General features: G+C 39.5%; 14 protein-coding genes. 6 read left to right on the forward strand and 8 right to left on the reverse strand.

The window, feature by feature from the left end; all coding sequences use genetic code 11:
- Positions 1 to 74 precede the first annotated feature (74 nt).
- Positions 75 to 902, forward strand: a complete 828-nt coding sequence (locus tag FPV17_RS20585) for a hypothetical protein (RefSeq protein ID WP_144560269.1) — start codon at positions 75 to 77, stop codon at positions 900 to 902.
- 40 nt (positions 903 to 942) lie between these two features.
- On the opposite strand, the gene glnA is transcribed toward FPV17_RS20585, so the two are convergent.
- The 5 genes from glnA to FPV17_RS20610 all read right to left on the reverse strand — a co-directional run bounded on the left by glnA (position 943) and on the right by FPV17_RS20610 (position 6,116).
- A complete protein-coding gene (gene glnA / locus FPV17_RS20590) occupies positions 943 to 2,301 on the reverse strand; it encodes a type I glutamate--ammonia ligase (protein WP_035396494.1) in 1,359 nt (452 codons plus the stop codon).
- Between the two features lie 370 nt (positions 2,302 to 2,671).
- Positions 2,672 to 3,145 (reverse strand): DUF4064 domain-containing protein, encoded by a 474-nt coding sequence (locus FPV17_RS20595; RefSeq protein ID WP_186370682.1) that lies wholly within the window; start codon positions 3,143 to 3,145, stop codon positions 2,672 to 2,674.
- Positions 3,146 to 3,272: 127 nt separating this feature from the next.
- A complete protein-coding gene (gene cshA, locus FPV17_RS20600) occupies positions 3,273 to 4,760 on the reverse strand; it encodes a degradosome RNA helicase CshA (protein WP_038484257.1) in 1,488 nt (495 codons plus the stop codon).
- A gap of 457 nt (positions 4,761 to 5,217) precedes the next feature.
- Complete coding sequence (locus FPV17_RS20605; protein ID WP_035396491.1) at positions 5,218 to 5,691, reverse strand: thioredoxin family protein; 474 nt, start codon at positions 5,689 to 5,691, stop codon at positions 5,218 to 5,220.
- Positions 5,688 to 6,116: a disulfide oxidoreductase gene (locus tag FPV17_RS20610; protein WP_035396518.1), complete on the reverse strand. Its 429-nt coding sequence runs from the start codon at positions 6,114 to 6,116 to the stop codon at positions 5,688 to 5,690. Before FPV17_RS20610 ends, FPV17_RS20605 begins: the two co-directional genes overlap by 4 nt.
- A 186-nt stretch (positions 6,117 to 6,302) precedes the next feature.
- Between FPV17_RS20610 and FPV17_RS20615 the strand changes: the two genes are divergently transcribed.
- From FPV17_RS20615 to FPV17_RS20630, 4 genes are all read left to right on the forward strand, one after another.
- Complete coding sequence (locus FPV17_RS20615) at positions 6,303 to 7,820, forward strand: FAD-dependent oxidoreductase (protein WP_144560272.1); 1,518 nt, start codon at positions 6,303 to 6,305, stop codon at positions 7,818 to 7,820.
- 334 nt (positions 7,821 to 8,154) lie between these two features.
- Positions 8,155 to 8,730: a histidine phosphatase family protein gene (locus tag FPV17_RS20620; protein WP_144560273.1), complete on the forward strand. Its 576-nt coding sequence runs from the start codon at positions 8,155 to 8,157 to the stop codon at positions 8,728 to 8,730.
- Positions 8,731 to 8,856: 126 nt separating this feature from the next.
- On the forward strand, positions 8,857 to 9,786 hold the full coding sequence (locus FPV17_RS20625; protein ID WP_144560274.1) for a hypothetical protein: 930 nt from the start codon (positions 8,857 to 8,859) through the stop codon (positions 9,784 to 9,786).
- Positions 9,787 to 9,928: 142 nt separating this feature from the next.
- Positions 9,929 to 10,942 (forward strand): serine hydrolase domain-containing protein, encoded by a 1,014-nt coding sequence (locus FPV17_RS20630; protein ID WP_052008120.1) that lies wholly within the window; start codon positions 9,929 to 9,931, stop codon positions 10,940 to 10,942.
- 72 nt (positions 10,943 to 11,014) lie between these two features.
- On the opposite strand, the gene FPV17_RS20635 is transcribed toward FPV17_RS20630, so the two are convergent.
- From FPV17_RS20635 to FPV17_RS20645, 3 genes are read right to left on the reverse strand one after another with little or no spacing between them, the layout of a single operon-like run.
- The gene (locus FPV17_RS20635; RefSeq protein ID WP_035396483.1) at positions 11,015 to 11,278 is read right to left on the reverse strand and encodes a YciI family protein; all 264 of its coding nucleotides are present in this window, start codon (positions 11,276 to 11,278) and stop codon (positions 11,015 to 11,017) included.
- 48 nt (positions 11,279 to 11,326) lie between these two features.
- On the reverse strand, positions 11,327 to 12,016 hold the full coding sequence (locus FPV17_RS20640; protein ID WP_186370683.1) for an RraA family protein: 690 nt from the start codon (positions 12,014 to 12,016) through the stop codon (positions 11,327 to 11,329).
- A gap of 14 nt (positions 12,017 to 12,030) precedes the next feature.
- Entirely contained in the window at positions 12,031 to 12,960 is a 930-nt protein-coding gene (locus tag FPV17_RS20645; protein WP_144560276.1) for a hydroxyacid dehydrogenase, read from the reverse strand.
- A gap of 121 nt (positions 12,961 to 13,081) precedes the next feature.
- Between FPV17_RS20645 and FPV17_RS20650 the strand changes: the two genes are divergently transcribed.
- Positions 13,082 to 13,972 carry a LysR family transcriptional regulator gene (locus FPV17_RS20650; protein ID WP_144560277.1) on the forward strand — a complete coding sequence of 297 codons (891 nt, stop codon included), beginning with the start codon at positions 13,082 to 13,084 and terminating at the stop codon, positions 13,970 to 13,972.
- Positions 13,973 to 14,003 lie beyond the last annotated feature (31 nt).

A 14,003-nucleotide genomic window follows, 5' to 3' on the forward strand; every position in this document is an offset into this window, starting at 1 on the left:
GATCATTCTAATAACTAAAGTGTAGGGTTTCATGCTACAATTGTCAACGACTGACATGAAAGGGAGAACAACTGATGACTCATCCTAAAAGACGAATTGCACAGCATCATCCACACCAATTAACAAAACAAATTCTTTCAATTGATTCTGCTTTACTCATTGCCTCTGCGACAATCCTCGGTTACTTAGTTGCCTACCGTTATCAAATGGGGCAATTTGACTATTACCAAATCAATGAAATCCTTTTTGGACAAATTTATTTAAATCATATCATCATCGCCATGACTGCGGTTTTTATTTTTATTATTGCCATTCTGGTCATTCAAATTGTACTAAACTGGTATTATAAACAGCTACCTTATTTTTGGTCAAAAGTAGCGCGACACATTTTTCCTTGGTTTCTTTTTTATCCAGCTATTGCGTTTTTGTACGACCAATCGATCTTTTACTTTATTCCTTTTGCCATTGCTGCTTATTATTTCATCGTTCCTTTATTTTATGGACGCATAAAGAATTATAAAACCATTTTTTTAGAAAAATTAATCATCCCATATGACGATTGGAATTGGCGCGATTATGTGCCAGCCTTTATAAAAGATACAAAACTAGAGAAACAGCTCTTATTTAGCATCGTTATTCTAATCCTTCTCCCGCAACTTTCTTTTTTTATTGGTCATTATCTAGCTAGTAATCAGACAGACTACTTGTTATTTAATCATGAAGAGAGAACTCATATCGTTTTGACGACAACGAACGATTCTCTTATTGTCGCACCTTTTAATGCAGAGGACCTTACATTCGAGCAAGAATACACCATTGTTCCGTATAACGGCGTATCAGCGTCTTTGTATTCGTTTGATCCTGTCTCCTTACCATCCGGAATTAAGCCTCAGAGCGAATAAAAAAACCACTGACTCGTGTCAGTGGTTTCGTTAGGCTGTCTTAAAACTTGCTTTGGTAAGCTGTAAGCTCCCATGCATGAACACTTGTGCGGAAATCATCCCACTCGCCACGTTTTAACTCAATATACTCGCCAAACGCATGCTCACCAAATGTTTCGCGCCCAATAGAACCTGCTTCGAAGCGGTCGATAGCTGATTCCAAGCTTGTTGGTAGGTTTTCAATCCCACGCTCACTAATTTCCGCTAGTGACATGTTAAAAATATCTGCGTCAACAGAAGCCGGACATTCTTTTTCATTTTCCACACCGTCTAAACCAGCTGCAGCCACAACGGCAAATGCAAGATATGGATTTGCAGATGGATCTGGACAACGAATTTCTACTCTCGTCCCTGCTCCTCTTGTCGCTGGAATACGCACAAGCGCTGAACGGTTTGAAGCAGACCAAGCAATATAACAAGGCGCTTCGTAACCAGGAACAAGACGCTTATAGGAGTTAACAAGCGGATTTGTCACCGCAACAAAGTCTTTTACGTTATCAAGCAATCCAGCAATAAAGTGATACGCTGTTTTGGATAGTGCGATCTTGTCGTCTTCGTTATAGAAGCTGTTCTCTTGCTTCTCGATATCAAATAGAGACATGTTCACGTGCATGCCATTTCCATTTTCCCCACCAAGTGGTTTAGGCATAAACGTTGCATGTAAGCCGAACTGCTTTGCTACAGTTTTTACGACCCATTTATAAGTTGTCGCTGCATCGGCAGAGCCAAGAGCGTCAGAATATTTAAAATTAATTTCGTGCTGTCCAATCGCTACTTCGTGGTGAGACGCTTCAATTGTGAAGCCCATCATACGTAGAGCTTTATAAATGGCTAAACGAACTTTCTCCCCATCATCTTTAGGTGACGGTTCAAAATAACCACCGACATCCTGTGTGCGAAGCGTTGGTTGACCAAATTCATCTGTATCAAATAAGAAAAACTCTAGCTCAGGCCCGACACTGATTGAATATCCTTTGTCTGCTGCACGCTTAACCGTCTTCTTTAAAATGTTACGAGGATCTCCATCAAAGTCAGAGCCATCAGGCTTTTTTACACTACACAAAAATCTCGCTTCTGAATAGCCTTCTTCCTCTGTCCAAGGTAACACAGCAAATGTCGATAAATCAGGGTTTAAATAAAGATCTGACTGATTGATTGGTGTGAAACCCGTAATAGAAGAACCATCAAACATGGTTTGCCCATTTACAGCTTGGTCCAACTGATCCGCTGTAATGGTTACATGCTTTAGCATGCCTTCAATATCAACGAATTGCATATGAAGTAGCTCAACATTCTTCTTTTCAATTGTCTCCCGAATCGTCTCTAACAAACTTTCTCTCGTCGGCGCTTGAGTTGCCATCTCGAAACACTCCCCTAGATTAGTAGATGTTATGCTCATCTTTTTCTTACTACTACTCTATGACGGATATGACATGCGCGCAATCGTTTTGTTAGATAATCTGACACATTATTCACTCTGTTAAGGTAAAGGATCGCTATTTAAAAAATTTATTCAATGCCCGTCATTAACGTTTTATTTAGACAATTTCATAGCTCGTGAACCTATGAATAAAGCCGAACGTTTCAAAAGGAAGAAATAAATATAAATAATCGTTCGTTCAAATCAGTTTTATGACTACTTATAAAGTTGACTCCTTTGCATTCAAAAAACGCTATAAGCCATTGGATTTTCAAAAAATCACCCGAGCTTATAGCGCTTTTTTCAAATATTAAACTTGATCTACTGGCTCTAACGGTTCTTTCGGCTTACGCACAAGCGCCATAATGCCGGCAATTAAATAGAGGATTAATGGCACTGCTGGAATAAGTACCAAAAATAGCATGAAGCTCGTCGCTCCATAAAAAATTGCCGATCCTAAAAACAAAATACTGGCAACGATGGGCTTTTTCTTCACCATCACGACCGCTACAATACCAGCGATTGCTGGGATAAGAGATCCTGCCGTTAACAATCCGAAGTTCACCATTTCAAGCATTTCAATCGCTGCATTGGCTTCCTCTTCGGTTAGCGGCTCAGTGCCAGACTCCACAAACTCACTATTTTCATCTGTCATTTCAAATAGAAATTCCTCAAATAATCCCTGATCAGCTCCAACAGCTAGCGCACCCAAAAACAATGTACCTAGAAAAAATAAAACGATCCCTATAATACCAAGAACTCTTTCACCTGTTCGTTTAATCACTGTCATCTCTCCTTTTTCGATCCCCATGCTTATGTATGATATAAATTATGCTTTTATGATCGTATCATAATTCTCTATTGCTATACAGAAAAAACCTGCCGAAAAGCGACAGGTTTTTTTCATACTGTTAAGACGAGCGCTTTGCCCATTGGCGCTTTTGACCGCCTTTTGGCTGATCGCTTCTGCTACGCTTCTGGTTAAAAGCGTTACGACGATCTTTGCTACGTCCATCACGACGACGGTTTCCACCGTTTCCGCCATTTCCACCACGGCCATCATGACGCTTTTTCGAACGAAGTGGTGCTTCACTTGTTAGTGCAACAGGCGTTTCATTCGGCTCTTTTGTTAAAAGCTTCAATGCTGCCGATAAGGCAGTAACTGCGTCTGTTTCTTGTAATATTTCTTTTGCTTCCACACGGTAATGGTCCTGATCGCCTTCCGTTGTTAACTCACGAAGCTGGTTGAGTACAAGTTGTTTCTGTCCAGCTAACGCTTCATCGTACGTAGGTTTCGGACGTGCCGTCATACGCTTTTTGGAAACTTTTTCAATTAATTTTACGTGGTCACGCTCTGGCTTCGTTGAAAGAGTAATCGCAATTCCTGATCTTCCAGCACGACCTGTACGTCCAATTCTGTGTACGTAACTCTCAGGATCCTGTGGTAAATCAAAGTTAAATACGTGGGTTACACCGCTAATATCTAATCCACGGGCAGCCACATCTGTTGCAACTAAGATGTCAATTAAGCCACTCTTAAATTTACGCAAGACGCTGTTACGCTTCGCTTGATTTAAATCACCATGTAAGCCCTCTGCACGGTAGCCACGCTTGATAAGTGCTTCTGAAAGCTCATCTACACGACGCTTCGTACGACCAAAAACGATTGAAAGTTCAGGTGTTTCTAAGTCAAGTAAACGACAGAACACATCAAACTTCTCACGCTCATGCACTTCAACATATTGCTGAGCAATATTTTCCATTGTTACTTCTTTTGCTTTAACCGCAATACGTTTCGGGTTTTTCATAAATTTGCTTGCTAGTGACTCCATACGGCGAGGCATTGTCGCTGAAAACAAAAGCGTTTGTCTTGTATCTTGTGGCGTTTCCGCTAAGATTGTTTCGATATCTTCAATGAAGCCCATGTTTAGCATTTCGTCTGCTTCGTCAAGCACAACCGTCTCAATCGTTTGCAAACGAACCGTACCTCTGCGCATATGGTCCATTAAACGACCTGGCGTTGCAACAATGACATGCGGCTTTGCTTTTAATGCGCGAATTTGCTTCCCAAAGTCTTCTCCACCGTATACAACAACGGTACGAACCCCTTTTTCACGTCCAAACTGACGAATCGACTGCTCTACTTGATTCGCAAGTTCACGAGTAGGTGCTAGAACAAGCCCTTGTAAAACTGGTTGCGATGCATCAATACGATCCACCATTGGAATACCGAATGCGCCTGTCTTCCCTGTTCCGGTTTGCGCTTGCCCGATGACATCCTCACCGTCTTTTACAAGTTCTATTGTTTGCTGTTGGATAGGCGTAGGCTCTGTAAAGCCCATATTTGTGATGGCTTGAACAACACGTGTGTCCAGACCAAATTGATCAAACTGTGTCAAGTGTTAAAAACTCCTCATTTTTTTATATTTAAGCGCCTTAAACGCATCGAAAAGGCTGTCTTGATGCAAAAAGCCAGTGAAGTCGGCTCGCTTTGAACATCGAGACAGCCTTAAAGCTCTCTTGATTGCTTAAAATCTACAACTATACATCATAGGCGCTCATCTGTACTCAAGCAAATATCTTACCATACTATTTAAATATCCGCAATAGCTGCTTTCCTTTTAACAGTCAACATTCATCCACTGACTGACTTACGTATCGCTCGTAACAGCGGTCCCTACACTTAGTTTAACCAATTTTAAAAAATAATAACACGGTTTTTTCTGCCCAATGGCTACCCATACATCTTACGACCAGCATGGACTTTACCACATTCGCCGCCTCTTGCTGCAGTTACCAACTGCGTCCGCTCATAAAAGAAAGCATGCGCAACGGCAGCGCATGCTTATTATGTTCTTATGAACTAGGGACTTCTTCACCATTTAAAAAGGCTCTGAATGTCTCTGGCGGCTGGTTTCCAACAACACGACGGACTTCTTCACCATTTTCAAACGCAATTAACGTAGGCGTTGATTGGATGTTATACGTTGCTGAATCGTATTCTAGCACGTTGTATTGGTCAACCGTTATCTCTTCATCACCTGCAACATCCATTAAAACCGGTGTCGCTTCTTTACAATAGCTACACACAGGAGAAAAGAAATAAACAATGGCATCTTCGCCATTTGCAAGTTTTTCTTCTAAATCGTCCGGCATAATAATATTTTGATAGTTTGGATCATCAAGCTGATCAATCGTTGCTGAATCCAAATCATCTGTGTCGTACTGTGTATTATTTTCAAGCTGCTGACTTTGCCCCATATTCTGTATCACAATCAAAATAATAAAAACGGCAACAACAGCGCCACCAATCCAAAGTAATTTCTTCACGCAACTTCCTCCTTACGCTTTTTAATCGTGTATAGACTTGTAATAAAAATAAGAATAAATGCGGTTCCTGCAAGAAATGGAATCGTAATAAATCCTAACCAGTTTATATATTCTCCTGAACAAGAGACAAGGCCACAACCAAGCACATCATCTTCATTTACCGGAAGCTTTTGAATAGCGTAATGGTAAATAGAAATGACCATACCAATTCCTGATAAAATAGCTGAATAGATGGCGACGCCTGTATCTTTACGAATAATACCGACTCCAATTAGAAGAACAAGTGGATACATAAAAATTCGCTGGTACCAACAAAGCGCACAAGGCTCGAATCCTTTAATTTCAGAAAAATAAAGCGATCCAAGTGTTGCGACGAGCGATACAAGCCATGCAAACAAAAGACTGTTTTCAATCTTCTTACTCACAAACATTTCGCCTCCCACGAACCAAACTTTCGTACAATTGTACTCCAATTAAAGCTACTATAACATGTCAATATCTCGAACATTCGATTAGAATTCTCTTTCCTCTCCTGTTTTTCTTCTGTTTCATGTCTAAAAATTGCCAGACTGGTCAATTGTAATAAGAGAAAAAACTTTGGAGGCTCGAATATGAGTGAAATGAAACAACCATTAACATCCATTTGGCAACTGTCTTCTCACGATAAGTCTTACCCCCATTTAACCCAAGATATCGACGTTGATATCGCTATTGTCGGCGGTGGTATAACCGGTTTAACCTCAGCTTATTTACTTGCTGAATCTGGAAAACAAGTGGCGGTTCTAGATGCCACATCATTCGGACGAGGTACCACAGGTCATAGCACAGCCAAGTTAACCGTTCAACACGATTTTATTTACGATGAACTTCTTTCTCATGTAGGAAAAGAAAAAGCACAGCAATACTACCAATCTCAAAACGATGCACTTGCTTACGTACGTAAGCTTGTGAAAGACAAGCAAATAGAGTGCGGATTCTCAGATGAAGACACCTACCTTTATGCAACCACACATCACGGCGAACACCGGTTAAAGCGTGAAAAAAAGGCATATGAACAGTTAGCCATCCCACACGAATGGGTGACAGAACTACCAATCAATCTTACCATACGTGCAGCTTTAAAAGTACCAAATCAAGCGCAGTTTCACCCACTCGCATACATATCCTTCCTATGCGATGAGTTAAACAAAAAAGGTGCCCAACTGTTTGAACACACCGTTTGTCAAAAAGTGAGTCATGACAACGGTTCCGCTATCGTACACACGAAAGACGGTCATACGGTCACTGCCAAAAAAGTCATTGCTGCTACACATTTTCCGTTCATTGATGGCGGCGGGCTTTATATGACACGATTAAAAGCGGACCGCTCATACGTTGTTGCTGGCACAACGAGTGAAGCATGGGCTGGTGGCATGTACCTGAGTGCTGAACAGCCAAAACGATCGCTTCGTAGCGCAGAAATGAATGGAAAAACCTACATTCTAGTAGGAGGGGATCACCACAAAGCCGGACAAGGAATGGATGCTCGAAATCATTACGACGCCTTGCGCACTTTTGCAGATGAACAATTTAGCAATTTTACAGCCGAACAGGAGTGGTCTGCACAGGATTTAACGACTCTAGATAATATTCCATACATTGGACCACTCTCCTCCTTACAAAAGAATGTATTTATCGCAACTGGCTATCGAAAATGGGGGATGACAGGTGGCATATGCGCAGCACAAGTACTCACTGATTTAATTGTCGATGGAAATAGCCTGTATTCAGACTTATACAAACCAATGCGCTTCCATTCCGACCCAAGCATTAAACATTTTCTGACTGAAAACGCAGACGTTGCCAAACACTTGATACAAGGGAAAGTACAAAATGATTATGAAGACGTCACTGAACTAGAAAATGGTCAAGGAGCAGTTGTTAAACACGACGGCAAACGAGCTGGAGCGTTTAAAGATGAGCGAGGGAACCTTCACCTAGTTGATACAACTTGTACCCATATGGGGTGCGAATGCAACTGGAATCATGCCGACCTCACATGGGATTGCCCATGCCACGGCTCCCGCTTTTCCTATAAAGGAGAGGTCATTGAAGGCCCCGCAAAGGAACCACTTAAAAAACTAGATTAAGCTGTGTTGCCATAAGCACACAGTTTTTTCTTTTTTGCTTTTATTTACAGCCAAAGAAGGGTATGGAAAACTACAACTAAAAAGGAAGGTGTTCTAAATGGCCATTGGCGCTATAATGCTATCATTACTATACTGGACTTGGATGATCGCCTTGGCGATTACCGTCATTGCAGTAGGTGTTTACGTTGGCATGCAGACCCATTACCGAAAAGTTAAAAAGATCGAAGCGCAAGAGCGCCACACATCACGTTTGCGTGAAAGGTGAGGAAACGAAAAGTTGAAATAAAAAAACGGCTGCTTAGCTTGTCGATAAAGTTTCATAGGAGTGTTAATTTTGGAAACGCGTATTTACATGATAAGACATTGTGAATCACCAAAACTGGGTGGTAGTGAAGAACGAAGAGGTCTAACTCGAAAAGGAAAAATTGATGCGAGTAAGTTAACTACATTGTTAAGGAATGAAGATATAGAGGTTTTTATTTCAAGTCCTTATACTCGTGCTCTTCTTTCAATAGAGGAATTAGCTACTGAATCTGGAAAGGAAATACTACTATGCGAAAACTTTAAAGAGTGTACATTTTCAAAAGGGGACAAAGTTGTACCTAATGAGCAAGTTTACCCTCTTGTAAAAAAAATGTTCTCGAACCATGAATACGCAATACTAGGCGGCGAAACGTATAATCAGTGTCTAGATAGAGCGATATTTGGATTAGAAAGAGTACTAAGAAACTTTAAAGGAAAAAGAATTGCGATTAGTACTCATGGATTTGTAATGACAATAATGATTCGCAATTTCATTAAACATATCGGTTTTGACTTTCTAATGGAGACTACAAAGCCTGATGTCTTTCTATTGAAATTCGATGGAATGACAGTAACTGAGTTTACTAGAATTTGGCGAGAAGTTTAATTGAGCGGTAACTGTTTTTAAAAAATTATTAAATTTATTTTTGGTCTAGTCTCACATAAACGATTCCAGTTATTGGTTCATGAGGCATGATAGAATAGTTTTATCACAAATGAAAGGTTGGATTAGATGAGAAAGTTCTTGGTTTTATCTTTTGCATGCGGCTTTTTAGTTGCTTGCGGGGGCAATGCAAGTGAAGAAACAAGCAGCGACAATGAAGAGCACTCCAATTCTACTGTTCATGAATCAGAGGAAGAAGAGGTTACAAACAATTCAAATCAAGCAGACTCACAAACAACGACCGAAGGTGATGAGAAAGAACCTACAGATACATCAAATGAAGAGCTTAGTGAGAGCGAATTGGAAGCGCTTCGAATTCCAACCGTACCGATGGAGTCCCCTTACGACGATGATGGGAACATTAAACACGCGCATACTCAAATTGAGATTGTAGATGAGTATATGGACGAGGACGGTCGTATTTATTTTGGTTTAGACGAAGATCCGGTACGAAACATTACAAACCCAGAAGACGAGAATATCGTCCATGTCACCAATTATTCAGATGTTTTTATAAATATAGTAGAAGCAGAGGCTTTTCAACTGGATGAGGACTTGCGTGAAGAAGCCTACAAATTCGTCATGCTTTCACCGCCACAAGAGCTTGAAGGAAAAGATCCCTCAGAATACCGAACATGGGAGGAAGCCACAAACTTAGAAAGAGGCGTCATGCAAATGATTTACCTCACCACTGCACCTATTCATAACATAGACTATATTGTTCACGAAGATCTGTATAACCATGATGCCCTCCCCATTCTATTAGAAGAATTTGAAAAGCTTGGCTCTCCGATGGTTCTCTTCCCTGCACCTCAAACGGTGTATGACATGCAATTATTTGAACTTATACAAGACCTGCATCAAATGTGGGGACAATTAGGGCAATTCGAAAACCCAGCAGAGAATAAAGAAGAATTTGAAGAGCTTTACTTTCAAGTTAGACAAGAAACGAACGACTTAATTGTCCGAATGAATTTCTTACTGAGTGAAGAGATGTAAGACAACGACTCATGTATTGTCGCTCGCTTTTTACATATATCGAGTTTTCTTTTTCATCGTAAGTTAAATCTTCGAGTAGGAATCAAAAAGGGGGTTTTGCTTTTGATGAGGAATAGAAAAGAAAGAAGGGGGTTTTCAATATATGTCTTTACTATCGCGGAACAACTTCTTGATCGTTCGAAATTCAGTAAAAAAATCATTTAAAAAGCTTGATTGCACTGGGGCTGCCCTTATGATTCTACACAATAATGAGCTAGTTGTAGAAGAATACTGGGGAACACACTCTAAACAAGAGAACGCTCGATTAATTCAAGCAGATTCAAAGTTCCACCTTGCATCATGTAGAAAAAGTTACATAGGCTTTGCAGTTGCTTATGCTGCTCATCATGGTTATATTCAATCTATTGATGAAGAAATCACTTGTTATCTTCCTACTTCACAACAAAAAGCTGTGTTTGAAGGAACGACGATTCGTCACCTATTAACGCATTCACATGGTTTAATACAACGAAATAACCAGATAGATCGTGAATTTCCAGCTGGCACTGGGTGGGCATATCGAGGAATCAATATTGAATTATTATCTACAATCGTTAACTATACTACAGGGAAAACAATTGCAGCTATTGTAAATGATGAAGTTTTTCGACCATTAAACCTAACAGAAACAAATTGGTATAATCAATTTGACAACACTTTCGTAGAAGTCATACGTAAACCTAAAGATAAAAACTGGTCCGCAGATAAGCATATAGATGGCAGTAAAATGAATATGTATGCTTCTGTTCGTGAACTAGCAACATGGGGACAATTGCACTTGAATAAAGGAGTTGTAAAAGGGAAACAACTTGTAAACCCTAACATACTTGAATTAGCTACATCGTTGCAAAGCCCAAGGTTTAAAAATCAAGATCTCCCTCAAAATGGCTTTTTATGGTTTGTCAAAGACTCATCAGCAAAACATTCAGAAATAGGCCCGTTAGTACCTAAGGGAGCGTTTCAAATTCTAGGGTATACAGGTGTTACCTTACTAGCTATACCAGAAGAGAAGATTGTGGCTGTACGAGCATTTAATAGTTTTGGGTCCCCTGAAGGATATCATTACTTGGAGGATGTTAGAGATTTCGGAAATGCTATTATGCAATCCTTCAATTGATAAAACAAAACCAGCTAAGCCCGATTGAACGGAAACGTCAATCGGGTTTATTATGGCTGCTCTTTTAATTCATTACAAACCGACCATAGCCCATTCATGGATTTCGAAACCTCTTGCTCCTTTCAATACATAGGGATCGTTCTGAACAATCTCTTTCACTTCTTCTAAAGAACTTACTTGATAGATAACCAATCCACCGGTTCCATCAACAAAAGGACCGTTTACAAAAATCTTGCCTTCATCTCTTTTTTGCTCTAGATAATCAAGATGCTGCGGTCGATATTTTTGACTTTTTTCCAAATCAAGTAAAGGTAAAAACACCGCATAGTAAATCATCCGTATTCGTCCCCCTTCTTTATGATTTAGTAAATTGATTATTCCATATTAATGAATAAATGTATATCCATTCTCTTCAAGGGTTTTTTCAATATTTTTTGCAAGCGTACTCTCTTTCCAATTGCCACTTTGTATGATTTCCATTGATTCATTCTCATTTTTAATTAACGTTTCAACTTTTGCCAAGATACCTTCAGCCTCTAAAGGTGGAATAACTACAATGCCATCTTCATCCCCTAGTATGATGTCTCCGGGATGTACAACCTGACCCCCACAAGAAATATCTACATTTACTTCACCGGGGCCATTTTTATAAGGTCCTCTTCCTGTTACACCGGCAGCAAACACAGGGAAATCTTCCTTTTGAAGGTAATCAACATCACGAATACACCCATCAACAACGAATCCGGCAATGTTCTTACTTTTTGCAATCGAATACATAATATCTCCACATATACTATGATTCATATCTCTTCCAGCCTCCACTACAATGACATCACCAGGCTGCGCCATAAGGAGTGCTTGGTGAAATAACATATTATCAGCAATGGATGCTTTGACAGTTAAAGCCTGACCTAATAGCCTTTTTTGTTTGCCGAATGGCTTGATATAGGCATTCATGCTATACAACCGTTCCATACAATCAGATACATTTGCTGAAGGATATTCCCTAAAGCGATCCACTAAAGCCGGATTCAAATTCTCTCTATTTGTGTAAATTCGCTTCCCTACGCTCATAAACATTCTCCTTTTTAAAGAACACTATAATTTGGTTTTTCATCCCTCAATACAAGAAGCACTTCGTTCACTACGGTAGACCCCATAAGAGCCATTGCTTCATGGGTGTTGGCTCCAATATGAGGTGTAGCAACAAAATTTTCCAAGCTTAAAAGCTTGTTCTCACTCGTTGGTGGTTCTTTTACAAAAACATCACTTGCTGCAGCGTAAATATGTTTATGAATTAAAGCGTTATAAAGAGCTTCCTCGTCCACTACTCCACCCCTAGATGTGTTGATAAGAATTGCACTTGGTTTCATTAATTGAAGCTTCGATTCATTTATTAAGTGCTTTGTATTCTCCGTCAATGGAACACTAATCGAAACGAAATCTGCTGAAGTCATCAATAAATCTAAATCAACTTTTTGAATGCCTAATTGATCACACTCTTCTCTAGAAATGTATGGATCATAGGCAAGGACTTCCATATTAAATCCTTGTTTTGCAATCGTAGCTGCTATTCTACTAATTTTTCCCGCACCCACAATACCAAATGTTTTTTTACTTAATTGATACCCCGTTAGTTCTTTTGGCGCGATTGTTTTATTTTTGTCTTGCTTTCCTCTTTCGAAGCTCAAACTCACATTACGAGCCATGTTCATGGCTAACGCAATAATTAATTCACCTACAGATTGAATATTCGCTTGTGGGGTGTATACAACGTTGATGCCATATTCTTTTGCTGCTTTAATGTCAATGGAATCGTATCCAACACCATGTTTTCCAATGACTTTTAAGTTTTTTGCTTTGGCAATCATATCCCGAGTGACTTTTTCAGCTCTAATAATCATACCGTCAACAACATCAATCTCATTAACATCCTGTGTAATGGTACAGTATTCTTCAAGTGTTTTCATTGCGTTTACGTCAATATGCTCCGTTAAGAGAATTTTAAATGGTTTCACCTGTACACCTCGTCATCTTGATAGCGTTATCATTGTATTAAGTTTATCTAGTAGGTTTATTAATGTAAAATAGGTATTAAGCTTATTAAATAACGATAAATATGTTATAAGGTGGTCTGTTATGAATTTAAATTTTATAGAAACATTTTTAGCAGTTGTTAAAAAGAAGTCATTAAGTGCGGCAGCAAAAGAGCTGCATATCGCACAAACCACCATTAGCCAAAGACTTATGATCGCTGAGACAGAATTAGGATTTAAGTTAATAGAACGAGGAAAAGGCGTTAAAGAGATTAAGCTAACGCCTGCTGGAGAGGAATTCCTGAGATTAGCAGAACAATGGGATCACATTGATAAAGAAATGGATTTATTAAAGAAGCGTGGTCCTAAATCGGTTTTAAGCGTAGGTTCAGTTGATAGCTTTAATACTTTTTTTCTTCCAGAAGTTTATAAAGAGATTAGTACCCTCACATCTTCCTTGTTTTTATCAACACATACCTTACATTCAAAAGAACTCTACGATGAAATTGAAAACCGTTCCATTGATATTGGTTTTTCTCTCGCCATTAGAAACAGCCCGAACGTCAATGTAAGTAAATATTTTGAATCACCACTTGTTGTTATAAGCGCGAAGAAATACCTAGGTGGGAAAAGTTTAAATATTAGCGAGCTAGATTCAAAATATGAACTCTATATGCCATGGGGAGAAGACTATAGAATGTGGCACGAATATTGGTGCGGGGAAATGATTCACCAGCAGTTCAAATTAGATAACATGAACATCCTACTCGGTGTACTGGAAAACTCAAAATATTGGGCGGTTGTTCCTGAATGGATAGCCCATAAGATCGCTATGGAAAGAAAGCTTTATAGCTATCAGTTGGAAAACACTCCGCCACCCTACATTTGTTATCAATTAACTCACAAAAAACCGTTCATCTCTAAAAAACACTCTCTTGAGCTATTTACTTATGTGTCTAAAAAAAACCTTGAAGAAACGAACATTCACAGGTAAAATAACACCCCCTGTCACAAAACAGGGGGTG

Origin of the sequence: Shouchella miscanthi (genome assembly GCF_007725405.1) — a bacterium.
In the GTDB taxonomy this organism is placed as follows: domain Bacteria; phylum Bacillota; class Bacilli; order Bacillales; family Bacillaceae_D; genus Shouchella; species Shouchella hunanensis.